This window comes from Motiliproteus sediminis (assembly GCF_017912535.1).
Classification (GTDB): domain Bacteria; phylum Pseudomonadota; class Gammaproteobacteria; order Pseudomonadales; family Balneatricaceae; genus Motiliproteus; species Motiliproteus sediminis.
The window spans coordinates 489,767-504,604 of the sequence record NZ_JAERQK010000001.1; the positions used below are offsets into that span (position 1 = coordinate 489,767).

Annotated in this window: 13 protein-coding genes; 5 read left to right on the forward strand and 8 right to left on the reverse strand. The window is 57.3% G+C overall.

Annotated features, from left to right (window positions below; all coding sequences use genetic code 11):
• Positions 1–4: 4 nt before the first annotated feature.
• On the reverse strand, positions 5–1,666 hold the full coding sequence (locus tag JJQ76_RS02340) for an XrtA system polysaccharide chain length determinant (RefSeq protein WP_210395011.1): 1,662 nt from the start codon (positions 1,664–1,666) through the stop codon (positions 5–7).
• Between the two features lie 26 nt (positions 1,667–1,692).
• A complete protein-coding gene (locus JJQ76_RS02345; protein ID WP_210395012.1) occupies positions 1,693–2,346 on the reverse strand; it encodes an XrtA/PEP-CTERM system exopolysaccharide export protein in 654 nt (217 codons plus the stop codon).
• Between the two features lie 294 nt (positions 2,347–2,640).
• On the opposite strand from JJQ76_RS02345, the gene JJQ76_RS02350 reads away from it, so the two are divergent.
• On the forward strand, positions 2,641–2,958 hold the full coding sequence (locus JJQ76_RS02350; RefSeq protein WP_210395013.1) for a hypothetical protein: 318 nt from the start codon (positions 2,641–2,643) through the stop codon (positions 2,956–2,958).
• On the opposite strand, the gene JJQ76_RS02355 is transcribed toward JJQ76_RS02350, so the two are convergent.
• From JJQ76_RS02355 to metG, 3 genes are all read right to left on the reverse strand, one after another.
• Positions 2,920–3,702 carry a CbtA family protein gene (locus JJQ76_RS02355; RefSeq protein ID WP_210395014.1) on the reverse strand — a complete coding sequence of 261 codons (783 nt, stop codon included), beginning with the start codon at positions 3,700–3,702 and terminating at the stop codon, positions 2,920–2,922. The genes JJQ76_RS02350 and JJQ76_RS02355 overlap by 39 nt on opposite strands.
• Positions 3,693–3,872 (reverse strand): CbtB domain-containing protein, encoded by a 180-nt coding sequence (locus tag JJQ76_RS02360; protein WP_210395015.1) that lies wholly within the window; start codon positions 3,870–3,872, stop codon positions 3,693–3,695. Before JJQ76_RS02360 ends, JJQ76_RS02355 begins: the two co-directional genes overlap by 10 nt.
• Positions 3,873–3,952: 80 nt before the next feature.
• Positions 3,953–5,983 (reverse strand): methionine--tRNA ligase, encoded by a 2,031-nt coding sequence (gene metG, locus JJQ76_RS02365; RefSeq protein WP_210395016.1) that lies wholly within the window; start codon positions 5,981–5,983, stop codon positions 3,953–3,955.
• A gap of 170 nt (positions 5,984–6,153) precedes the next feature.
• Between metG and trmA the strand changes: the two genes are divergently transcribed.
• The 4 genes from trmA (at position 6,154) to JJQ76_RS02385 (ending at position 9,739) form a co-directional block, all read left to right on the forward strand.
• On the forward strand, positions 6,154–7,242 hold the full coding sequence (gene trmA / locus JJQ76_RS02370; protein WP_210395017.1) for a tRNA (uridine(54)-C5)-methyltransferase TrmA: 1,089 nt from the start codon (positions 6,154–6,156) through the stop codon (positions 7,240–7,242).
• A gap of 78 nt (positions 7,243–7,320) precedes the next feature.
• Positions 7,321–8,415: an iron-sulfur cluster carrier protein ApbC gene (apbC, locus tag JJQ76_RS02375; protein WP_210395018.1), complete on the forward strand. Its 1,095-nt coding sequence runs from the start codon at positions 7,321–7,323 to the stop codon at positions 8,413–8,415.
• A 116-nt stretch (positions 8,416–8,531) separates the two neighbouring features.
• Entirely contained in the window at positions 8,532–9,098 is a 567-nt protein-coding gene (gene dcd / locus JJQ76_RS02380; protein ID WP_210395019.1) for a dCTP deaminase, read from the forward strand.
• Between the two features lie 8 nt (positions 9,099–9,106).
• Positions 9,107–9,739 (forward strand): hypothetical protein, encoded by a 633-nt coding sequence (locus JJQ76_RS02385; RefSeq protein ID WP_210395020.1) that lies wholly within the window; start codon positions 9,107–9,109, stop codon positions 9,737–9,739.
• Between the two features lie 246 nt (positions 9,740–9,985).
• Here JJQ76_RS02385 and JJQ76_RS02390 read toward each other — a convergent pair whose 3' ends face one another.
• Genes JJQ76_RS02390 through JJQ76_RS02400 form a run of 3 tightly spaced genes read right to left on the reverse strand, consistent with a single transcriptional unit; the run spans position 9,986 to position 14,740 of the window.
• The gene (locus JJQ76_RS02390) at positions 9,986–13,057 is read right to left on the reverse strand and encodes an efflux RND transporter permease subunit (protein ID WP_210395021.1); all 3,072 of its coding nucleotides are present in this window, start codon (positions 13,055–13,057) and stop codon (positions 9,986–9,988) included.
• Positions 13,054–14,106 carry an efflux RND transporter periplasmic adaptor subunit gene (locus JJQ76_RS02395; protein ID WP_210395022.1) on the reverse strand — a complete coding sequence of 351 codons (1,053 nt, stop codon included), beginning with the start codon at positions 14,104–14,106 and terminating at the stop codon, positions 13,054–13,056. Before JJQ76_RS02395 ends, JJQ76_RS02390 begins: the two co-directional genes overlap by 4 nt.
• Positions 14,107–14,119: 13 nt before the next feature.
• Complete coding sequence (locus tag JJQ76_RS02400) at positions 14,120–14,740, reverse strand: TetR/AcrR family transcriptional regulator (RefSeq protein ID WP_210395023.1); 621 nt, start codon at positions 14,738–14,740, stop codon at positions 14,120–14,122.
• Positions 14,741–14,838: the final 98 nt, after the last annotated feature.

Sequence of the window (14,838 nt, forward strand, 5' to 3'; positions counted from 1 at the left end):
GGACCTATCCCTGGATTACGCTAGTGAGTTTATGGGCAACAGCTTTCAGTTTTGGCAGCAGTTGATCGATCATCTGAGGAATATCAGGCAGTCTCTCTATCAAACTATTGTTCAGCGCAGGGAACAGTTGCAGCACCATCAAAGCGGCATAGATCATCAACAACAACAGGGTCAGGGCGAAATACCAGTGGGTGCGTTTGCGCACATTTCTGTCGCGCAGTTCCTGAACCACGCTGACAGCTCCGAGTACGGGGAATCCGGTGACGCTACTGAGCTGGCGCGAGCTGAAAAACACCGGTCTTACCTGAGAGGCGACAAATGCAAGCGCGACCCCTGCGCCGAGCCCAAGCACCAGTACCGCTGTCAAAAACAGAGGGCGCTTCGGGCCGACCGGCGTTGTTGGTACGCGCGGCGGGTCGATCACCCGGAACTGAAAGCTATCGGCGCTGACCTCTGCCTGCTGGGATAAGTGCGCAGATTCGCGTCGGGAAAGCAGCTCATTATATTTTTGCTGGGTGACGTTGTAGCCACGCTGCAGTGCTTGGTATTCCGCTTCTATTTCGGGAATGGTATTAACCTTGAGTTGCAGGGACTCAAAACGCTGTTGCTGGTCGTCTAGCCTGACGCGCAACGACTGCACCGTGCTCTCTTCGCGGCTCAGGGACAGCTTAAGTTCCTGGTATACGGGATTTTCATCGACGCTGCGGCGGCGCGCTTCAACCGTTTCCATCGCTTTGCGTCGGTCGCGTATCTCTTGCTGCTGCTTGTTTTGCAGGTCCGCTAAAACGCGTTGAGTTTCCTTGATATCTGGATGGATGTCGGTATAGCGAAGGCGAAGCTCATCTAGTTTGTTCTCCAGCGTGGCGATGCGATTATCGTAGCTAGTTCCTATGTCGAACTGTTGCCCTGAGTAGCTTTCTTCAACGAGTCCAAAGGTGGGAACCTCGCCTTCTAGTTGCCGTTGCAGGGAGTCGCGTCGGGCTTCTGCCTCTTTGAGCTCAAGGGTTATGCCCCGGATACTACCCTTGAGTTGTTCCAGACGACTGTAAAAATCACCGCTGCTGCCCATGACATCGTAGTTGCGCTGTTTGAACTCTTTAAGGGCGTTGTCTGTTTCGTTAAGGCGCTGCTCATACTCGGCGATCTGACGATCAATAAAGCTGGACGCGATATTGGTATCTTCACGCTTGTCTCCCAAGGTGTTTTCTACCAGAGAGGTGAGTGTTGCCTGGACGACATCACGTGCTTTCTCCGCAGACTTGTGGCTGTACTGAATCGCATAGATGTTGCTGCGCCCTGCGGTGCTGAGTTTGAGGTCAGATTTCAGGCTATCTATGACCGCGTTGAACTCATCGGGCGTCTTTGCCTGGAGGTCGAGGTCTGCCAGGCGGGCAATCTTTTCAAGATTGGGGCGCGTAAACAGAGTTTTGACCATCAGTTGTACTTGCTGCTGCGGATTGGTCTGAATGGTGAGACCGCGCAGCAGTGGTGCGAGTAGTGAGTCTGTATCGACGTACACCTTGGCTTCAGACTGGTACTGATCCGGCATTTTAAGCACAAAAGGCCAGCCTGCCAGGCAGACCAGCCATGCCATAACCACCAGTATCCAGCGCTTAACCCAAATACCCTTGAGATAATTGACGACTAGATCAATTGCTTCCTGCATGCTCTATACGACCCCTGTACTACGACTTAAAACCAGGCTTCAGGAATGATCAGGATGTCTCCCGGGAGGATGTCGGCGTTAGCGGAGATGTCGCCATCGGTGATCAAATCGTCCAGGCGAACAGAATACGGCTGCTGGACGCCATCAACGATGCGAATCAGTGTGGCGTTGTTGCCGTCAGCAAACTCGGTCAAGCCGCCTACGGCGATCAGCACGTCAAGCAGGCTCATATCCTCTTGGTAGGGCAGCGCTTGGGGTTCGCTGGCTTCGCCAATGATCCTCACCTGCTCCGAGTAGGGGCCGCTAAAACCATCGGTAATCACGGTGACGATCGGCTCTTTGATGTAAACGCTAAGCTTCTCTTCGATCTTTCTCGCTACCTGGGTGGGTGTCAGGCCACTGACGGTGACGTCTTCAACCAGTGGGGTAGTGACCTTGCCATCTGGGCGCACGGTAACTGTTTCTGATACCTCTGGATTGCCCCAGACAAAAATATTCAGCTCATCACCGGGGCCTACCAAGTAGTTATATTTGGCCGGGTCGGTGGTAACCGGCTCTTTTAATGTCGAGGAAGGAAGAGGGGGGTGATTATTTGATCCAAGGCCCGAACAGCCAATCAATCCGGCACTGGTGCCGATGATGATGCCCTTTACGAGCCACTCCTTGATCGTTCCTTTCATTTTGACCTTCTCCCAATGGCGCCTGTAGGCTCTGTTGATGCGATCATGGTTTAGCATAGCAACAAAATTATTGCGCGGGTTCAAGCGCTTTGGCTTAGTTTGGCTAATTATTAAGTACAATTGCGATCTGGGGTCGCGGTAATGGAGCGAGCGGATAAACGCACGGGAGGGGTAATGGTCTCTGACAGTCAGATTCGCGAGGGCTCGAGCGCAGTTCGCGTTGCGCTGGTCCTTCTTCTTGTCGGTTCGGTTGGGCTGTTTTTTGTGCTTCAGGGAGTGATACAGCAGATCATTGTGGAAATTAACACCGTGGCTGACCGTTATCCTGACGTGGCTATTCGGATGGGCAATCGGCTGCTTCTGTGGCTGGTGGTGCTAAGCGGTGCCGTTTCTGCGGTGATTGGCAGCTATTTATATCTGGTTTCCTTACGGATAGCGCACGAGCGTCAGAGTCCTCCTGCAGCACTGCCCGTGGCGTTCAGGACCCGGATGGTCGCTGGTGAGGCAGCGCTGCGAGTTGCTCGCAACTATCGCTGGGTTGCGCTGCTGCTCTGGTTGCAGCCGGTGGCGGGGCTAGGGTTCTGGTTCTGGCTCAGTGGTGGGGTGATCTGAAACGGCGCGCCCGGTGGTATAAGCGGATAGAACGCCCAGCGCCAGCCAAAACAGCAGGTTGCTGAGGTGGGCCGAGTAGCGATAGTGCTGTTCGGTTACCTCGATCAGGCGGGTGACACGGTGCTGGTCCAGCATGGTGTGCAAAGGGTCGCTGTTGAAAGAAACCAGAACGGGCAGCGCCAACAGCAGCAGGCCCCCCGTCAGCTTTTTCGTTTTATCCCCGTAGGCAATTAGTGCCAGCCCCACTCCGGTGGATAGGGCTGCGCACAGCCAGGTCAGTTGATGTTTCCAAACCGATATATCGTGATGGCTGGTGAGCAGGTCGGTAGCCGGTGTGCGTGGCGGGTAAATCAGGGCGGGGGCGAGATAGAACGTCAGATAGCCGGCCAGACCCCAGATAATGCCCATGGGCGCGCTCGCGGTGGGATGGTGCGTATGATGGTTATGGAGGAAGATAGCCGCGCACAAAATCATGGCAAAGCCGATGCCGATAACTGCGTCACTCACAAACCGGAACAGGGTTCTGAGCATCAGATCTGCGGGTGGGTGCGCGGCCGAATCATGCAGGTGCCCGCGAGGACTCAATGTCGCTCCCGAGTGGTTGTGGGCGTAGAGGTCGAAGTGTTCCGCGCTCATCAGCAAGGGTAACGAGTCAATACTCTGCACGCCACTAAAAAAGAGGCCAGCGGCGCTGCCGGCAGCAGTGGCGGCCAGGGCCAGCCGCAAGGGCAGGCTCAGTGACACGGGAAGCCTGTCAGGTGGCGAACGTCATGGGCAATGCTGTGGATGCTATCTGCCGGTAGAAAGCCAACCATGAACACGATAACGGAGCCGAAAACGATCAGCGCAGCCGCGGTCATCAGCGCTGATCTATCCGGGTTCTGCGGGTTCTGGCGGGGTGTCGTGAACTGCATATCACTCGTCCTTGGGTGAATGCGCGATTATCGCAAATTAAAGGGGGAGTGCCTATCCCCCTTGTTACTGTGTGGCTTTGTCACATGACGCGCATGCCGGGCTGGGCGCCAGCGTGGGGTTCCAGTATCCAAAGCTCATCGCCCCCGGGGCCGGCAGCGAGAACCATCCCCTCCGAGAGCCCGAACTTCATCTTGCGCGGTGCCAGGTTAGCGACCATTACGGTCAGCTTACCTTCCAGTTGTTCCGGCGCGTAGGCGCTTTTGATGCCGGCGAACACAGTGCGGGGTTGCCCGGTGCCGATATCCAGGGTGAGTTGCAACAACTTGTCCGCCCCTTTGACGTGGTCGGCTTTGACGATGCGCGCGATGCGCAGGTCAACCTTGGCGAACTCGTCATAGTTGATGGTGTCAGCGATGGGATCGGCTGGAGCCGGCTCGGCCGGTTTCGTCGATTCGGCCGCCAGGACCTCTTTTGAGGCTTCGATCATTGCCGTCACCTTGTCTTGCTCAACCCGGGTCAGTAGTGGCTTGAACTTGGCAATCTGGTTACCGCAGCGGTAGTTCGCCAGTGAGGCCCAATCGAGCGTTTCCTGAAGAAAGGCTTCGGCACGCTCGGTCATGGCCGGCAGAACCGGCTTCAGATAGATCATCAAAATACGGAACAGGTTGATACCGGTGGAGCAGATCGCTTGAACCTCGCGCTCTTTGCCTTCTTGCTTGGCCAGCACCCAGGGCTCTTTTGCGTGAATGTACTCATTAGCCTCGTCGGCGAGGCGCATCACCAGCTTGATGGCGCGGCCAAATTCGCGCTGCTCGAAGCAGGCGGCAATTTCCGTTGAGGCTGTCGTGAAGCGCCCGATCAGCTCGGGCTCGCTGATTTCAGCGGCCAGCACTCCATCAAACTTTTTGGTGATAAAACCGGCGCTGCGACTGGCGATATTGACCACCTTGCCGACCAGATCCGCGTTTACCCGCTGGACAAAGTCGTCAAGATTTAGGTCGAGGTCTTCGACGCGGCTGTTGAGTTTGGCAGCAAAGTAATAGCGCAGGTAGTCGGGGTCGAGATGCTCGAGATAAGTGCTTGCCTTGATAAAAGTGCCGCGGGACTTGGACATCTTGGTGCCGTTGACGGTCAGGAAACCGTGGGCGTGAACCGCAGTGGGTGTGCGAAAACCTGCGCAGCTCAGCATGGCTGGCCAGAACAGGGCATGGAAATTGATAATGTCCTTGCCGATAAAGTGATACAGCTCAGCATCGGAGCCCTGTTGCCAGTATTGGTCGAAGTCGAGCTCCGCGTTGCGGGCACAGAGGTTTTTAAAACTGGCCATGTAGCCTATGGGAGCGTCGAGCCAGACGTAAAAATATTTGCCGGGTTCGCCGGGGATCTCAAATCCGAAATAGGGCGCATCACGACTGATATCCCATTCGTGAAGGCCACCGTCGAGCCATTCGGACAGTTTGTTGGCGATCTCGTCCTGCAGGGTGCCGCTGCGGGTCCACTCTTTCAGCATCGCGGTGAAATCTGGCAGCTTAAAGAAAAAGTGGGTGGAGTCCCGGTTGACCGGTGTAGCGCCGGAGATGGCCGAGCGCGGATTGATCAGATCGGCAGGCGAATAGGTGGCGCCGCAGGCTTCGCAGTTGTCGCCGTACTGGTCGTCGGCTTTGCACTTGGGGCAGGTTCCCTTGATAAAACGGTCGGCCAGAAACAGCTCTTTTTCAGGGTCGTAGGCCTGAGTGATGGTCCGTTGGGCGATGTGGCCGGCTTCTTTGCAGCGGGTGTAGATCAGCTCCGCCAGCTCGCGGTTTTCCGGTGAATGAGTGGAGTAGTAGTTGTCAAAGCCGATGCTGAAACGACCGAAATCGGTTTGATGCTCCTCGCTCACCGCGGCAATCAATGCTTCCGGTGTGATTTCCTGCTGTTCTGCCTTGAGCATGATTGCGGTGCCGTGGGCGTCGTCCGCGCAGACATAGGTGCACTGGTGTCCGCGCAGCTTCTGGAAACGCACCCAGATGTCGGTCTGGATATATTCCAGCATGTGACCCAGATGAATAGAGCCGTTGGCGTAAGGGAGTGCGCTGGTAACGAGAATCTTGCGAGGCGTTGACGACATGTTCAGGTATTCCGCTTTAGCGTGGCTTGATGCATGAACGCACCGGGCAGGTGCGCGTAACCGGGCGCTGATTGTAGCGTTTTTGCTGCGGCGAACAAAGCCGGTGGGCGTCGCGCCCTGCTCCCGGCGCTGTTAAACTGGCCGCTTTTTTCAGGGGTGGCGGTTCAGGTATGAGTTTAGGTCAGGTCTTTCCCGAGCAGTATCAACAGCAGCTGGATGCCAAGGCGGCAGAGTTGCGAACCCTTATGGCACCCTTTAATGCCCCAGAGCCCGAAGTTTTTGCCTCGCCAGCCGAGCACTATCGGATGCGCGCAGAGTTCCGCATCTGGCATGAAGGCGATGATCTGTTTTATGCCATGTTTGAGCCGGGCGACAAGCGGGCGCCGGTCCGTATCGACCAGTGCCGGATGGTCTCGTCAACGATTGAAGATTGCATGTTTCCTTTGCTCGATGCGATTCGTGCCGATGAGCTGTTGCGGCGGCGACTGTTCCAGATCGATTTCCTCAGTACTACCACTGGAGAGCTTCTGGTCACCTTGATCTACCATCGCCCACTCGATGCGGCGTGGGAGCAGGCCGCCCGGGATCTGCAGCGTTCGCTGGGCCTGGAAATCATCGGTCGCAGCCGCAAGAGCAAGATTGTGCTGGCGCGGGACTGGGTCGAGGAGCGGCTGCCGATTGCCGGACGGGAGCTGCGCTACCAGCAAGTGGAAAACAGCTTCACCCAGCCCAATGCCAGTATCAGCATGGCGATGCTGTCGTGGGCGCGCGCGGCGGTGGCGGGAGTCGGCCGTGATCTGTTGGAGCTTTATTGTGGCAACGGCAACTTCACCGTTGCCCTCAGTGACCTGTTTGACCGTGTCCTGGCGACCGAAATCAGCAAAAGTTCGGTTAACTCGGCGCTGTTTAATCTTGAACTCAATCAAGTGACCAATGTGGCCATCGCGCGGCTGTCGAGCGAGGAGTTTACTCAGGCGATGAACCGCGAGCGTGAGTTTCGCCGGCTACGCCATATCGATCTGGACGACTATGACTTTGGGACCGTGCTGGTGGATCCGCCGCGTGCCGGGCTTGATCCCGGAACCGAGGCGCTGGTGCAGCGATTTGAGCGCATTCTGTACATCTCATGCAATCCTGAGACTCTGGCCGGCAATCTGGGCACTTTGTGCCAAACCCACCGGGTTGAGCGTCTGGCGCTGTTCGACCAGTTTCCCTATACCGCGCATAAAGAGTGCGGCGTATGGTTGGTGCGCAAATAAACCCAGCGAAAGGGTTGGTTTTTGCGTGGCAAGCACTTATAACAGCAGCTATCACTCGTTGAATACAGGAACCGATCAATGACAGATACACAACGCGTTGCCGTCGAAGCCCTGCTGGGCGACACCCCTTTACCCTATATCGATCAGACTCTGGTTGAGGCCAAGGCGGTAAAGGGTATCGAGATGCAGGGGGGGACGCTGGTGTTGACGGTTCAGCTGGCGCTGCCGTCACTCACGCTGGGGGCGTGGCTGCGCGAAAATCTGGAGCCCAAACTGCTGGAGCTGGACGGCGTCAGCGCGGTGCAGTGGCAGCTCAGCAGCAAGATTATTGCCCACAAAACCCAGAACAACATGAAAAGCATGGAGAACGTGCGCAACATTGTGGCTGTGGCCTCGGGCAAGGGTGGGGTGGGTAAATCTACCACCACCGTTAATCTGGCGTTGGCGTTGGCGGCGGAAGGTGCCCGTGTGGGGGTGCTGGATGCGGATATCTATGGGCCCAGCCAGGGTTTGATGCTGGGTATTGGCCAGGGCCAGCGCCCGGTTACCGAAGGCAGCATGATGCGGCCGATCAGTGCCTACGGCGTGCAGGCGATGTCGATGAGCTTTCTTATCGACGACAACCAGCCGATGGTGTGGCGTGGGCCGATGGTCAGTGGCGCGCTGCAGCAATTGCTAACCCAGACCGGCTGGGATGATCTGGACTATCTGTTTGTCGACATGCCTCCGGGAACCGGCGATATTCAACTGACCTTGTCGCAGAAAGTGCCGGTGACCGGGGCGGTAATCGTCACCACGCCACAGGACATTGCGTTGCTCGATGCGCGCAAGGGTATCGAGATGTTCCGCAAGGTCGAGATCCCTGTGTTGGGTGTCGTGGAAAACATGAGCCTGCATGTTTGTAGTCAGTGTGGCCACGCCGAGCCCATCTTTGGCGAGGGTGGCGGTCAGAAAATCGCCGAGGCTTACGACGCCGAGCTGTTGGGGCAGTTGCCGCTGGCGCTGGCCATCCGTCAGCAGTCGGATTCAGGCGCCCCCATCGTAGCCGCGGACCCTGCCAGCGAGGCGGCCTGTCACTATCGCGATATCGCACTGCGAATCGCCGCGTTGTTAGCGGCGCGGGGTAAAAACTACGCCAATGTGTTCCCGGAAATTGTGGTGCAGAACGACTAACTGCCCCGTTTGTGCCGGGCGTGCTGCGGCTGCGCAAAAAGGCAGATTTCTGGCCGCAAAACCGGTATGATGGCGCAATTTTGATTTGACCAGACAGGGGTCGTTTAGAGCGGACTATGGGCATTAAATCGGATACTTGGATCCGCCGTATGGCGGAGCAGCATGGGATGATATCTCCCTTCGAACCGGGTCAGGTGCGGCGTAAAGGTGACGAGAAGATCGTCTCCTATGGCACCTCGAGCTACGGTTACGACGTGTGTTGCGCTAACGAATTCAAGATTTTCACCAACATCAACTCGTCGATGGTCGATCCCAAGGATTTCGACCATCAGAGTTTTGTCGATGTGCAATCTGATGTCTGTATTATCCCGCCCAACTCCTTCGCCCTGGCGCGCACGGTGGAGTACTTCAAGATCCCGCGTGATGTGCTGGTGATCTGTCTGGGCAAGAGCACGTATGCCCGCTGCGGCATCATCGTCAACGTGACCCCGCTGGAGCCGGAGTGGGAAGGCCACGTGACACTGGAATTCTCCAATACGACGCCGCTGCCCGCCAAGATTTATGCCAATGAAGGCGTGGCGCAGATGCTGTTTATCGGCGCCGACGAGGTGTGCGAAACCTCCTACGCCGACCGGGCCGGCAAGTACATGGGGCAGACCGGAGTCGTGGTACCGCGCACCTGATGGGTTTCATGATTCCGAATTTCGAAAAGATCACGCTGTTCTGGTGCGAGGTTGTCGACACCATCGATACCTTGATGGAAGAAACCGACGAGGGTCAGGCGCGGATGCTGTTGCAGCATTACGAGGAGAGCCTCAAGGTGATCGACCAGAACCTGACCTTTCACTTTGAGCGCGACGAGCATTCACAGCGGATAGAGATGATTTTTGGCTGTGATGGTTACGCCCAGTCCATCGCGTCGGTGTTGAGCCTGGTTGACGCGGCGCCAATGATTGATGGGGTGCAGGTCGTCGCGTTCAACGGTCGCCAGGATCCGCTGCCGGAAAGCGTGCGCCTGGGTGACGACGAATATGGCCTTGATGATTTCTGGTTCAGTTATCGGATTACTCAGGGTGAATTCCACCTCAATATTTACGTCGAGCGGGTTGTCGACGTGGAAGAGGATCCTGCGGTTGAGGCCGTCATGATTTTGCTGGATGCCTTGCTGGGGGAGTTTGATCTGATGACCCGCGTGTCTACCCTCAGTTGGTACGACAAGCCCGCTGATCCGGTTGATTTTGGCCTGATGCCGCTAAGGCAGCTGCGGGCAACCTTCGACAACGAGCGTGGCAAGGTGCGTCTTATTGGTGTGACGCTGCATTGATCGACCGCTGAATACCAAGGCACAAAAAAGGCGCTCCAGGCGCCTTTTTTATTAGTTGTTGGAGAGCACGTAAATGGTGTCCTCGTCAGTCTCTTCCTGATTGTAACCCTGCATAAAGCCCCCTTGATGCACGTCGTTATCATTGTCATAAGATTAAGCGACCGCAGCGCCTAATACTTTAGTTATAGTTTGCATCGGGCTAACTGCCAAGGGCGCCCACCGGGTGAGGCCCTCGAGGGCGGTGATTTATAAAACAGCCGTTTGCGGCTGGCGGTCTTCATCGACCGGCTCTGGCGCGACTTTGGCACCCAGCAGGCTATAGACCACTGGGACTACCAACAGCGTTAGCAGGGTGCCGAACGTCATCCCGCCGACGATGACCCAGCCTATCTGTTGACGGCTTTCAGCGCCGGCACCGCTGGCGATGGCGAGTGGTAACACTCCCAGCACGGTGGCACCGGTAGTCATCAAAATCGGGCGCAGGCGCAGCGTCGCGGCTTCAACCAGAGCGTCTAGGCGGTTCTTGCCCCGTTGTTGCAGCTGATTGGCGAATTCGACGATCAGAATGCCGTGTTTGCTGATCAGCCCCATCAATGTGATCAGGCCGATCTGGCTATAGACGCTGAGAGATGCCCCGGTCAGATGCAGCGCCGCCAGCGCTCCCAGCAGCGCCGGCGGTACCGACAGCAAGATGATGATAGGGGCCCGAAAGCTTTCGAACTGGGCTGCCAGCACCAGATAGATAAAGGCGAGCGCCATCAGGAAGGTGGTCTCAAGGCTACTGCTGGATTCTTTGAACTCCCTCGACTCACCGGCATAGTCTATCTGCAGTGAGGCGTCGGCTTCCGCCACCGCTTGCTCAAGGAACGCCAATGCCTGGTCCAGACTGTAGCCGGGCGCAAGAGAGGCTTGAATGGTGACCGATTTCAATTTGTTAAAGTGATTTAGCTCGCGCGGTGCGACGCTCTCTTCGATCTGAATCAGGTTATCGAGCTGGATGGCGCTGCCATCGCTGCCACGTATATAAAGATTACTGAGGTCGCTCGGCGTGCTGCGATCGGTGGGTTCAACCTGCACAATCACATCGTACTGCTCACCCTCGCGCTTGAAACGGGTGACTTCGCGACCGGCCATCAGCGTTTCGAAGGTGCGACCGATGGTGTCGACCGAGCTGCCTACATCGGCGATTTTGTCACGACTCATCGTTATCCGCAGCTCGGGTTTATTGAGCTTGAGATCGTTGTCGGGTTGCACAAAACCCGGATTTTGATAGATCTTGCCCATCACCTGCTGGGTCACACCTTCCAGATCAGCATGGGTGCCGCTGGTCTGGATAACGAACTGCACCTGGCGTGAGGCGATACTCTGGCCGAGGGAGGGCGGGTTGAGGGGGAAGCTCATAGTGCCGATGATGCCGCCAAACATCTGTGGCATCAGACTTTGGGTGATCTGCTGCTGGGTCCGCTCGCGTTGCTCCCAGGGTTTAAGGCCAAGAAACCCGATCGACTGGGTGGCCGTCGGGAAGCCGACGATCATGAAATAACGGTCGCCCTCGGGGACCTTGGCGAGAATCCTTTCAACCTGGCGGGCATAACGATCCAGATAACCCACCGAGGCGCCGTCAGGAGCCATCGAGAACGCGATGATGGTGCCTCGGTCCTCGGTTGGTGCCAGCTCTCGCGGCAGGGTTTGGTAGAGTTGCCAGCTGCCGTAAAAGGTGAGGGCGGCCATCACCCCCACCAGCCAACGGCCGCGTAATGCGAGTTTGAGCAGCGCTTGGTAGCCGCGAGTAATGGCGTTGAGGCCATTCTCAAACAGGTTGTAGATCCGGCTGTGGCGGGTTTCGTGATGGAGTAGCCGGGAGCACATCATCGGCGACAGCGATAGTGCAATGAAGCCGGACACGACGACCGCGGCTGCCAACGTCAGTGCGAACTCGGTAAACAGCTTGCCGGTTCGTCCCGGGGTAAAGGCAACCGGAGCGAACACCGCAACCAGGGTCAGGGTCGAGGCGATGACGGCAAACGCGATCTCTTTACTCCCGCGGAAAGCGGCCTGGATCGGCTTGACGCCGTTTTCGACGTGGCGAAAGATGTTTTCCAGCATCACGATCGCGTCGTCCACTACCAGGCCTATAGCCAGCACCATCGCCAGCAGGGTCAGTGTATTGATACTGAAGCCCCAGAGCTCCATCAGCGCAAACGCGCCGATCAGCGACACCGGAATGGTCACCAGGGGGATCAGGGTGGCGCGCAAGTTGCGCAGAAAAAGAAAGATAACCAGCACCACCAGCGCGGTTGCCTCGATCAGGGTCTTGTAGACGGCGTTGATCGACTCCTGAATGAAGATTGAGGAATCGTAGGCGACCTGCACCTCCATGCCCTCTGGCAGCAGTTCCTGAATGCGGGGTAGCTCGGCACGGATGCCCGCGGAGACGTCCAGCGGATTGGCGGTGGACTGCTTGACTACCCCCAGTGCCACGGCGTTACGTCCCTTGAAACGGGAGATGCGGCGGGTGTCTTCCGGTCCGAGCTCAATCCGGGCGACGTCGCCAAGGCGGATCGAGTAGTTGTTTTCGTTCCGCAGGATGATGTCGGCGAACTGCTCCGGTGTGCGCAGGTCGGTTTCCGACAGAATGCCGAACTCGCGTTCCACGCTTTCAATACGGCCGGCGGGCACTTCAAGGTTTTGCGCCCGCAGAGCCGCTTCCACCTCCTGTACGGTGATGTCGTGCGCTGCCATTTTTATCCGGTCCAGCCATACCCGCATGGAGTAGCGGCGCTCACCAAATATCCGCACATTGGCCACCCCGGGGATCACCTGCAGCGGATCTTTTACCCGCCGATCGGCGATGTCGGTCACCTCCAGTGCGTCGTGGCGGTCGCTGGAAAACGCCAACCAGATAATCGGCTGGGCATCGGCCTCGACTTTGGCGACCACTGGTTCGTCTGTGTCGTCAGGTAGCTGCCCGCGAACCCTTCCAACGCGGTCGCGCACGTCGCTGGCGGCGGCGTCCGCGTCCCGCTCAAGCTTAAAAGTCACAGTGATCTGACTGAGTTCCGAGCGACTTGAGGAGGTCATGAAATCGACACCTTCAATCCCCGCCAGGGACTCTTCAAGGATGTCGGTTACCTGGGTTTCGATAATGGTTGCATTGGCACCGGGATAGCGGGTTTCCACCGTCACCACCGGTACGTCAATATTGGGGTATTCGCGGATGGTCAGGCGGTCGTACGCCACCACGCCTACCAGCACCACCAGTAGGTTGATGACGGTGGCGAACACCGGTCGCTTGATGCTGATATCAGACAGGATCATTCGGCTTTCTCCGCGCCGTCTTCAGCCGGGAACACCGGCGTTACCGGACCGCCGGGCTGAAGTTTCATCTGCCCAGCGGTAATGATGACGTCGCCTGGATTGATTCCCTCGACCACCTCGACCAATCCCTGTCGTCGCACCCCGAGTGAAACCTTCAGGTTCTCAACCTTGTTGTCCGTCACACGATAAACGAAGAAATCGCGACCACGCGGAATGATCGCTTGTTCCGGAATCATCAGGGTTGCATCCCGTGTTTCGAGCAACAGGTTGACCCGGGCAAACAGGCCCGGTAGCAAGCGTTTGTTACCGTTATCGATCAGTGCGCGCAGGGATACGCTGCGGCTTCTGGGGTCGATCTGAGGCGCGATGGCGTAGATTTTACCTTCAAACTGCTCCTCCGGCAGGGCTTCGGTGGTCAGTGATACACGCATGCCGGGGCTGAGCAGCGGCAGATGTTTTTCCGGTAGCTGAAAATCCAGCTTGAGCTGTTCGATATCCACCAGGTCCACCAGCGGCTGACCATCGCTGACGTAATCGCCGACGCTAACCCGACGAAGGCCGGCGTAGCCGTCGAAGGGGGCGTAAAGGGTCATCTTTTCCAGTGCGGTACGCGCTAGATTGACCCGGGCTTCGTCGATATTGAGTTGGGCCAGTGCTTTGTCGCGTTCGTGCCGGGAACCGAGTTTGCGCTGCAAAAGCTGTTCGGCTTGGTTGTATTCCACCTGGCTGAGGTCTCGGCCGGCTTCGACCTGACGCAGCGCTGCCACTTCGGTGGAGGATTCCAGCGTAAACAGTTTCTGACCGCGCTTGATCGGCCGACCTTCGGAAAAATGGATTCCGAGCACCCGTCCGGTACGTTCCGGACGCAGGGTGACGGCTTCGTTAGCCAGCAAGGTGCCGACCGCATCCAGCGAGATGTCTAACCTCTGTGGCTCAACCCGGACCACTTCAGCGGGTAATCCGCTGGGTTTATCCGTCTCCGCGGCGATGATCGCAGCGCTAAACAGGAGGGTGAAAAGTGCTGCGACGGTGTGTTTGGCTAGCTGCATGAAGAGTTCCGTTTTAGTGAGCCTGAGATGGGAGGGGGCGATAAAGGTGGTCCAGCAGCAGTGCGCCGACCTCTTGCAGCGGAGCTGTACTGCGGGTGATCTTCATCCGCAGGGTGGCTCCTTGCCAGCTGCACCAGAACAGCTGAGCCAGGGTCGAGGCGGCGATGTCGTCACGCACCTGGCCCTGCCGTTGCGCGTGGCTTAGATCCTGCTCAATCTGGTCGCAGATGCCGGCAATGGCATTCTGTACCGCCCCCCGAAGAAAGGGGCTGGCAAATGCAAGCTCGCCGCTGAGGCTGGCCAGCAGGCAACCGAGTTGCTCGTTGGGGCGTTCGTTGTAGTCGGTAACGATACTTTGCAGGCCTCGTTTGAGCTGCGCCAGACAATCCGGGCCGTTGAGATCAACCATCGCCCTCCAGCGCTCTAGCAGCAGGTTTTGATAATGCTGGATCAGCTCAATTGCCAGCTGCTCCTTGGAGTCGAAGTAGTGATAAAAGGAGCCTTTGGGGACCTGAGCATCGGCAAGAATCTGGCTGAGCCCGGTGGCGTGATAGCCCTGCTTATTGAGCAGGCGCAGACTAGCCTGCATGATCCGGGTGCGCGTATCGCAACTGGGTTGGTTGCCTTGAGCCATGGCGACCTCCGCGAACAAAAGCGCAGATTAGACCGGTCGTCTAGTCTCCGTCAAGGGTAATGTTGACCAAACGGGTGGGAAAAATAGAGCGCCCAAAA

What these genes read in the sequence shown, in the direction of transcription:
- JJQ76_RS02385 (WP_210395020.1), top strand. Translation starts at nt 9,107, where the DNA reads ATGATTCCGAATTTCGAAAAGATCACGCTGTTCTGGTGCGAGGTTGTC.
- JJQ76_RS02400 (WP_210395023.1), bottom strand. Translation starts at nt 14,740, where the DNA reads ATGGCTCAAGGCAACCAACCCAGTTGCGATACGCGCACCCGGATCATG.
- metG (WP_210395016.1), bottom strand. Translation starts at nt 5,983, where the DNA reads ATGTCGTCAACGCCTCGCAAGATTCTCGTTACCAGCGCACTCCCTTAC.
- JJQ76_RS02340 (WP_210395011.1), bottom strand. Translation starts at nt 1,666, where the DNA reads ATGCAGGAAGCAATTGATCTAGTCGTCAATTATCTCAAGGGTATTTGG.
- trmA (WP_210395017.1), top strand. Translation starts at nt 6,154, where the DNA reads ATGAGTTTAGGTCAGGTCTTTCCCGAGCAGTATCAACAGCAGCTGGAT.
- JJQ76_RS02345 (WP_210395012.1), bottom strand. Translation starts at nt 2,346, where the DNA reads ATGAAAGGAACGATCAAGGAGTGGCTCGTAAAGGGCATCATCATCGGC.
- JJQ76_RS02360 (WP_210395015.1), bottom strand. Translation starts at nt 3,872, where the DNA reads ATGCAGTTCACGACACCCCGCCAGAACCCGCAGAACCCGGATAGATCA.
- dcd (WP_210395019.1), top strand. Translation starts at nt 8,532, where the DNA reads ATGGGCATTAAATCGGATACTTGGATCCGCCGTATGGCGGAGCAGCAT.
- apbC (WP_210395018.1), top strand. Translation starts at nt 7,321, where the DNA reads ATGACAGATACACAACGCGTTGCCGTCGAAGCCCTGCTGGGCGACACC.
- JJQ76_RS02390 (WP_210395021.1), bottom strand. Translation starts at nt 13,057, where the DNA reads ATGATCCTGTCTGATATCAGCATCAAGCGACCGGTGTTCGCCACCGTC.
- JJQ76_RS02395 (WP_210395022.1), bottom strand. Translation starts at nt 14,106, where the DNA reads ATGCAGCTAGCCAAACACACCGTCGCAGCACTTTTCACCCTCCTGTTT.